Source organism: Streptomyces adelaidensis (assembly GCF_016598475.1).
Lineage (GTDB): Bacteria > Actinomycetota > Actinomycetes > Streptomycetales > Streptomycetaceae > Streptomyces > Streptomyces adelaidensis.
The window spans coordinates 1-7,192 of the sequence record NZ_JAEMUX010000163.1 but is presented as its reverse complement, the minus strand read 5'-3'; the positions used below and the strand labels follow the sequence as shown (position 1 = coordinate 7,192).

7 protein-coding genes and 1 pseudogene are annotated in these 7,192 nt (G+C 72.0%); 5 read left to right on the top strand and 3 right to left on the bottom strand.

Annotated features, from left to right (window positions below; translation table 11 throughout):
- Together I8N67_RS40445 and I8N67_RS40440 are read left to right on the top strand one after the other, a co-directional pair.
- Window positions 1-1,193: phosphatase PAP2 family protein (locus I8N67_RS40445; RefSeq protein WP_234047055.1), on the top strand; the 1,193-nt coding region annotated here is incomplete at its 5' end.
- A 122-nt stretch (window positions 1,194-1,315) separates the two neighbouring features.
- Window positions 1,316-2,032 carry a polysaccharide deacetylase family protein gene (locus tag I8N67_RS40440; protein WP_200309299.1) on the top strand — a complete coding sequence of 239 codons (717 nt, stop codon included), beginning with the start codon at window positions 1,316-1,318 and terminating at the stop codon, window positions 2,030-2,032.
- A gap of 43 nt (window positions 2,033-2,075) precedes the next feature.
- Here I8N67_RS40440 and I8N67_RS40435 read toward each other — a convergent pair whose 3' ends face one another.
- Window positions 2,076-2,825: a maleylpyruvate isomerase family mycothiol-dependent enzyme gene (locus I8N67_RS40435; protein ID WP_200309298.1), complete on the bottom strand. Its 750-nt coding sequence runs from the start codon at window positions 2,823-2,825 to the stop codon at window positions 2,076-2,078.
- 127 nt (window positions 2,826-2,952) lie between these two features.
- Here I8N67_RS40435 and I8N67_RS40430 point away from each other — a divergent pair, with 127 nt between their 5' ends.
- Window positions 2,953-3,270, top strand: a complete 318-nt coding sequence (locus tag I8N67_RS40430; RefSeq protein ID WP_200309297.1) for a hypothetical protein — start codon at window positions 2,953-2,955, stop codon at window positions 3,268-3,270.
- Window positions 3,271-3,274: 4 nt separating this feature from the next.
- Here the strand turns inward: I8N67_RS40430 and I8N67_RS40425 are convergent, their stop codons facing one another.
- Complete coding sequence (locus I8N67_RS40425) at window positions 3,275-4,591, bottom strand: hypothetical protein (protein WP_200309296.1); 1,317 nt, start codon at window positions 4,589-4,591, stop codon at window positions 3,275-3,277.
- A gap of 116 nt (window positions 4,592-4,707) precedes the next feature.
- Between I8N67_RS40425 and I8N67_RS40420 the strand changes: the two genes are divergently transcribed.
- Together I8N67_RS40420 and I8N67_RS44835 are read left to right on the top strand one after the other, a co-directional pair.
- Window positions 4,708-5,979: a molybdopterin-dependent oxidoreductase gene (locus tag I8N67_RS40420; protein WP_200309295.1), complete on the top strand. Its 1,272-nt coding sequence runs from the start codon at window positions 4,708-4,710 to the stop codon at window positions 5,977-5,979.
- Window positions 5,979-6,470, top strand: a complete 492-nt coding sequence (locus I8N67_RS44835; protein WP_234047053.1) for a hypothetical protein — start codon at window positions 5,979-5,981, stop codon at window positions 6,468-6,470. Before I8N67_RS40420 ends, I8N67_RS44835 begins: the two co-directional genes overlap by 1 nt.
- A gap of 104 nt (window positions 6,471-6,574) precedes the next feature.
- Here the strand turns inward: I8N67_RS44835 and I8N67_RS44830 are convergent.
- Window positions 6,575-6,949: pseudogene (locus tag I8N67_RS44830) on the bottom strand (methyltransferase domain-containing protein); the annotation flags it as partial.
- Window positions 6,950-7,192: the final 243 nt, after the last annotated feature.

The window sequence follows — 7,192 nt, the reverse complement described above, 5'->3', positions numbered from 1 at the left end:
CCAGATCGGGGCCGCTGCTCTACGCGGCCATGGCATTGATGATGGTGGTTCTCCCCTGGCGGCAACGGTTCATCGCGACGGGGATCGCGATCGGCATCGACGCCGCCTTCTTGCTGCTGCGGTGGGCGACCGACGCCAGGATGTGCTTCGGCAACGGCGCGTTGTGGGTGTTCCTGGGCTACGGCGTCATCGCCCTCACTCGCCGCACCGGCCGGGAACGAGTCCTGCTGCTGAAGGGCGTCGGGCTGGCCCTGCTGCTCGTGGCCGGCCGTAAGACCGGCGACACCTGGCTGCTCATCACGTCGAGGACCCGCCCGACGGTGCTCGACCAGTACGTGGCGTCCGCCGATCACGCGCTGGGCGACCCGTCATGGCTGGTGGGCCGGATGGTCACGGCCACCGGTCCGATCGGCGTCCATCTTCTCGACTGGGTCTATGTCCAGCTCGCGGTGGCCGCGGTCATCGTCGCGCTCTACCAACTGCGCGATGTCGCGGTCGAACGCCGCTTCCCGCCCCATCACCTGGTGCGCACCTTCATGGCCATAGGCCTTCTCAGGCCGGCCATCTACATGATCTACCCCGTGGTCGGACCGATCTTCGCCTACGGCTCGGGCAGCGAGTACTGGGCGTCGGCCAACCTGTGGCCGGAAACGCCCCCCAGCGGGCACTGGGCGGTGGCCGACCTGTGGCCGGTCACACCGCCGGCCGACGTGCCGCGACAGATGCCGTTCGACGAGAGCACCCCGCGCAACTGCATGCCCAGCCTGCACACGGCGTGGGCGACCGCGATCTTCATCCATTCCCGCAAGGGCCCACGGGTCCTGCGGTTCGCGGGCGCGTTCTGGCTGGTCGCCACGCTCGGCGCCACGCTGGGTTTCGGCTACCACTACGGCGTGGATCTCGTGGCCGGTGTGGTGTTCGCGCTCACGATCGAGGCGGCTCTGCGCTCCTTCGCACGCGGCTGGGACCGATCAGGAACCCGGCTGGTCGCCCACGGCGCGACGGTCTTCGCCTCGCTGCTGGTGTCGTATCGCTATCTGTCGACGGAGATGGCCGAACACCGGTGGATGTTCGGGCCACTGCTCATTCTGGCGATGACCTCGGTGATCCACCACTACGTACGGACCACACAACTGTGGGAACCGAAGCCCGCGCCGACGCGGCAACAGCAACCCCAGCCCGAACTGGTCTGAACCTGGTCCGAACCTGGTCCGAATCCGTCCGAAAGCGGAACGGAGGCTTATCGAACTCGCGGGCATCCAAGTGCAGTTGGCGTTCGTCCTACAAGGCAAGCCCGCTGCCCTTGGAGGACCCGATGCACCGACGCCTCGTCACCTCAGCCATCACCGCCGCCCTGTGCGGCACCACGCTGGCCGGCACCACCACGTCCGTCTCCGCCGCACCCCTGGCCGTCGACTGCCGCAAGGTGAAGTGCGTCGCCCTCACCTTCGACGACGGGCCGGTCGCCGACACCCAGCGACTGCTGCGCGTCCTGAAGGAACGGGACGTCAGAGCGACCTTCTACGTCGTCGGCCAGAACGTCCAGAAGAACCCGTCGACGGTACGCACCGCGGCGCTCGCCGGCCATCAGATAGGCAACCACAGCTGGGACCACGCCAACCTGACCAAGCTCAGCACCGCCAAGATCAAGTCGCAGCTCTCCCGCACGGACGCCGCGGTCAAGAAGGCGACCGGCAAGAACCCCACCACCTTCCGTGCCCCCTACGGCGCCCACAACTTGGCCGTCCGCAACGCCGCCGGTCGACCGCTGGTGCACTGGAGCGTCGACACCCTCGACTGGAAGTACCGCGACGCCGCCAGGATCGTGAAAACCGTCAACGCCGAGACCAGGCCCGGCGACATCGTCCTCCTGCACGACATCCACAAGACCACGGTCGACGCGGTACCAGGCATCATCAAGGCCCTCAAGGCCCGCGGCTTCCACTTCGTCACCGTCGACCAACTCTTCACCCCCACCAAACTCCCCGCCAAAAAGGTCACCTACCACAACCGCGGCGCATACCGCCCGTGACCTGCGCCACCGCCACCGCCACGCGTTCGCCTCAATACCGACGTCAGCTGAGGTCGGGCCGACTGAGGAAGTTCTCCAGGGTGGCGAGGTCGCCCTCGCTTCGCAGGCTGTCGAGGGGGAGGCGGCCGTGCAGGGTGAGCAGCAGATCGCTCGCCGATCCGTGCAGGCCGGCGGCCGTCTCGTGCCGGCCGTCGACGAGGCGCGATCCCGACGCGGTCAGCTCGACCAGCCATGACTGGCCCTCGGCGGCGTGAATGCCGATCCGGACCGGCTCGTGCGGCCAGGGGCCGGCGGTGCCGTGGCTGACGCCGATGAACTCGGCGATGCCGTCGAGCGCGACAACGGCGGGCACCGGCTGGGGAGTTCCGGCGGCCAGCTGCGCGTCGAAGGCGTGCACAGCGGCCTCCTGAACCTGATGGCGAGCCACGGCACCGCTCGTCATCGGCACGCCGGAGCCACCCCACCAGGTCCAGCAGCCCACCGCCGGCCCGGCGGCGCGCAGCGCGGCGATCAGCTCCTCGGTGGCAGCGGTCGAACGGGCCAGCAGCCCGACTGCCGGCGCGTCACCGGCCGGCTCCACGGCCGGGGGCTCCTCGCTGGGGCCGGCCGCGACCGCCGCCGCCCAGAACCGGTGCACCTCGGCAAGGTGCTCGACAAGGTCGCGGAGCGACCACTCGGGGCAGCTGGGCACGCGGACCTCCGCATCGGGCGCGCCCGCGACGGCGGTGCGCAAGGCGGCGGAACGATCCCCGATCAGGGTCAGCAGGTGTTCGAATGCAGGTGTCCGGTCCATCCCTGCTTCGTATCACCCGCCACTGACAACAGCGGTCGCTTCCCCCTCCAGGGACGCCCGCTTCGAACGCGCCCAACCGGTCGAGCACCCACCCCGTCACCCTCGGCGGCATAGGCTCTGGCGCACCATGAGCGACCACCACACCTACGGCACCAGCGCCCACACCGCCGGTGAGCCGGCACGGCTCGTCGGTGACCGCCTCGGGCCGGTCTTCACCGAGCGCGACAGCGAGTACCGGGGCGTCTACCACCTCGCCGAAAGCCTCGACGCGCGGATCGAGATCCAGCCCAACCCGATCCCCGGCGACGACGGCGAAGACGACCTCTACGCTCCCGAACACCCGGCGGTCCAGGTGCTGTTGCTCGTCACCACACCGACCCCGGACCCTGCCCTGAGGGCACTCCTGCGCTCCATCGAAGGGCTCGTCCACCTGGTAGGGCGCTGAGCTCTCACCAGCCGGTCAGGAGCAGGTGGTTGAGGAGGAGGGCCAGGGTCGCCTGGGCGGCCAGCCAGGGGCGGGGGTGGTCCAGGAAGGCGGCGGTCGCGGGGAGCCAGAGGGCGAAGGGGAGCCAGATTCGTTCCGTTTCGGCCTTGCTCATTCCGGAGAGGTCGGCGGCGAGGAGCATGAGCAGGGCCGCGCACAGGAGCAGGGCCAGGCGGCGTTCGGGGGATGTGTGTTGCCGGGCGAGGACGGCTCCCGTGCGCCGCAGGCCGGCCACCGTCGCCGGGCCCACCATCAGCACCGTGCAGGCGAGGTTGGCCCACACCCAGTAGCCGTATGGGCGGAAGCCGCCGGCGCCCTGGTGGTAGCGGTCGACCAGGAGGTGGTACGCCTCCCACCAGTCGAAGCCCAGCGCGGTGAACGCCACCGGGACGACGAGGAATCCGGCGATCGCGTACGGCAGGATCCGCAGGCGCCGGGAGCCGAGCAGCAGGACGGCGGCGGCCATCAGGGCGAAGAGGGTGAGGCCGTAGGAGAGGTAGACGGTGAGGCCGAAGAGGAGGCCGGAGGCGAGGGCGGTGGCTCGTGGCCGGTGGCCTGTCGCCGCGAGGGCGAGGAACGCCACGGCCCAGGCGGCGACCGCCGCGAAGTAGCCGTCCGCCGAGGTGCCCGCCCATACCGCCGCCGGGGCCAGGACGAGGAACGGTGCGGCGCGACGGGCGAGCGCCCCGCCCGCGAGGGTCCGTACGGTGACGAGTACTGCCACCGCGGTGGCCGCCCCGACGGTGATGACGAAGGAGCCCGCCCACGCTCCGCCGCCCAGCCCGATCCGGTCGAGGAGGACGAAGGTGAGGGTGGCGCCCGGCGGGTGGCCGGCGACATGCGGGGGCCACTGGTCGGGGGTGCCGAGCAGGATGTGGTGGGTGAAGTCCCGCAGCGTGGCGGGGATGTCGTCGAAGCGGTCGATGACCTGGAGGTACTCGTATCTCGTCGTCAGCCGGCGGGCGACCCCGCGCTCCCAGCCGTCGACGAGGGCGAGGGACCAGGTCCAGGCCATGGCGCCGCCCCAGGAGGTCCACAGCAGCGGGCGCCAGGGCAGCCGGGCGGCCAGTGACGGGCCGTACGCCACGACGGCGACGGCGACGGCGATCGCGGCAGGGGTGCCGGGGCCGGTGTGGGGCAGCCAGTTGGCGTAGAGGGGAGGCCAGCCGACGTGCAGGACGTCATCGGCGCGCTTGATGGCGACGCCGGTCAGCGCGGCGGCCACCACGAGCAGGGCGGCGGCCGCGACGGCGTACAGGTCGCGGCGGAGATCGCGGTTCACGCTCGGCAACGCTAGGCCGGACGGCGGCCGCCGGACCTCCGACAGGCGCGGACGTCAGCGTTTCGTCATGAGTCGCACCCGCTCCGACCAGGGGACCCGGGCCTAACGTCGGGGCCATGGCACGCTCCCCCTCCTTGCCCTCCTCGCCCTCCTCGCCCGGCTTCTGGCGAAGTCCGCTGCGTGGCCCCTGGTTCACCTCACTGCTCGGCGTGGTGCTGCTCGCCGGGATCACGGTGCTGTTCGTGACGGGGCTGCTGTCGTACGCCTCCTACAACCCGGACCTGTCGCCGGTGAACGACAAGACCCCGGACAAGGGGATCCTCGGCTTCTACCTGTTCTCCTGGCCGACCGGCCCGCACTGGCTGTACCGCCTCAACCAGGGCGTCCACGTCACACTCGGGATCACCCTGGTCCCCGTCCTGCTGGCCAAGCTGTGGTCGGTCGTGCCCCGCCTCTTCCAGCTGCCGCCCGCGCGCTCCCTCGCCCACGCCCTGGAGCGGATCTCGCTGCTCCTGCTGGTCGGGGGCGCGCTGTTCGAGTTCGTGACGGGCGTGCTCAACATCCAGCTCGACTACCTCTTCCCCGGCTCCTTCTACCCGCTGCACTTCTACGGGGCGTGGGTCTTCTTCGCGGCGTTCCTCGCGCACGCCGTACTGAAGACACCGGCCGCCCTGCGCAATCTGCGGCAGCTCCGCGAGGCTCGCTCCGGGGACGCCCCGCCCGAGCCCGAGCCCTCGCTGGTCGCCCCGGACCCCGCCGAGCCCACGGTCTCCCGGCGCGGCGCCGTGTGGCTGGTCGGGGGCGGCTCACTGCTGCTGTTCGGGACGTCGGTGGGCCAGAACTTCGACGGCCCGCTACGGCGTACGGCCCTCCTCGCGCCCCACGGCGGCGCCGAGCCGGGCAGTGGGCCGAACGGCTTCCAGATCAACAAGACGGCCGCGTCCCGGGGGATCGCCGCGGCGGAGACCAGCGAGGAGGCGTGGCGGCTCGTCGTCACCGGCCCCTCGCGAACCGTCCGGCTGAGCCGCGCCGAGCTGCTGCGAATGCCGCTGCACAGCGCCGCGTTGCCCATCGCGTGCGTCGAGGGGTGGTCCACCTCCGACCAGTGGTGGCGGGGCGTACGCCTGCGCGACCTCGCGGAGCTGGTCGGTCACCCGGGCGACGCGCCCCCCGACGTACTCGTCGAGTCCCTCCAGCGGCGCGGCGCGTTCCGCCGGGCCGCCCTGCGCGCCAACCAGGTCCGAGACCCGCGCTCCCTGCTCGCGCTGGACGTCAACGGCGAACCGCTGACCCCCGATCACGGATACCCGGCACGGATCATCGTCCCGGCGGCGCCCGGCGTCCTGAACACCAAGTGGGTGGCCCGCATGACCTTCGGGGAGCTGTGATGGGACGGCTGAGGACAATGACGGCACACAGGACTTCGGTGCGGATCGCGCTGGGCAGCCCCCTGCAACTGCTGCTGCTCGCCCTCTCGTTCGCACTCGCCGGATACGCCGGCGTACGGCTGCTCGCGGACGACTGGTTCGGCGTGGCGCTGTGGTTCGTGGGGGCGGCGGTCCTGCACGACCTCGTCCTGCTGCCTGTGTACGCGGCGGTGGACCGGGTCGTCACCGGCGGGCTCGGAGCTGTGGGCCGCCGCGAGTGGACGGGGTACGTCCGCGTCCCGGCGGCCCTGTCCGGGCTGCTTCTGCTGGTGTGGTTCCCGCTGATCAGCGGGCGCGTGGCGGAACGCTACGAGTCCGCCACCGCACTGTCGGCGGACGGCTTCCTCGCCCGCTGGCTGCTGGTCACCGCCGTACTGTTCGGCTGCTCGGCGCTGCTGCTCGTACTGCGGCTGCGCAGGGCGACGAAGCAACGGCCGCCGGTGGCCCACTGATCGTCGGCCCGCCAGCCGGCCCGCCCGGCGTGGCGGAGCAGTGCGCGGGTGCCCAGGCGCGCCCAGGGGAACGGGGCGCCGGCGGTGTCCCGGGCGTCGGTGTGCCGGACGAGGTGGACGTCGGCGCGTTCGTCGACGTCCACGGCGGCGGTCTCGGCGATCAGCAGTCCGCCGGGCACGAGCAGCCGGGCCAGCCGGTCGAGCAGGGCACGCGGGTCCCCGCCGATGCCGATGTTGCCGTCCATGAGGAGGGCGGTGCCCCAGCGGCCCTCGCCCGGGACCGGCTCGAAGACGGAGCGGCACAGCGCGGGCCCCGCCTCGGATCGCGCCCCGTGCGACCGGCGCCCGTGCGAGCCACGCCCCGACCGCCGTACGGTCCGGGCGACGGCGGCCTCGCTGATGTCGATGCCGAGGACCCGCCGTCCCCGCGCGGCGAGTTCCGTGACCAGCCGTCCGGGCCCGCAGCCGATGTCGAGCACGGCGCCCTCGCACCGGTCCAGCACGGACAGGTCGACCGGATCGGCGTCCGCGCACCACCGCTCCACCTCCAGCGGGAGCAGCCAGCCGTCGGCCCGCCGCAGGAACAGCGGGCCCCTGCCGGTGCGCAGCGCGTCGGAGTAGGGGGTGTCGGCGGTCCACGGGGCCGCCGCGACGACCGGCGGCGACAGCCTCCCGGAGCCCCCGGCACCCGCACCCGCACCCGCACCCGCACCCGCACCCGC

Bases quoted from the DNA above. Each gene is read 5' to 3' on its own strand.
- I8N67_RS40440 (WP_200309299.1), top strand. From the start codon at position 1,316: ATGCACCGACGCCTCGTCACCTCAGCCATCACCGCCGCCCTGTGCGGC.
- I8N67_RS40435 (WP_200309298.1), bottom strand. From the start codon at position 2,825: ATGGACCGGACACCTGCATTCGAACACCTGCTGACCCTGATCGGGGAT.
- I8N67_RS40430 (WP_200309297.1), top strand. From the start codon at position 2,953: ATGAGCGACCACCACACCTACGGCACCAGCGCCCACACCGCCGGTGAG.
- I8N67_RS40420 (WP_200309295.1), top strand. From the start codon at position 4,708: ATGGCACGCTCCCCCTCCTTGCCCTCCTCGCCCTCCTCGCCCGGCTTC.
- I8N67_RS44835 (WP_234047053.1), top strand. From the start codon at position 5,979: ATGGGACGGCTGAGGACAATGACGGCACACAGGACTTCGGTGCGGATC.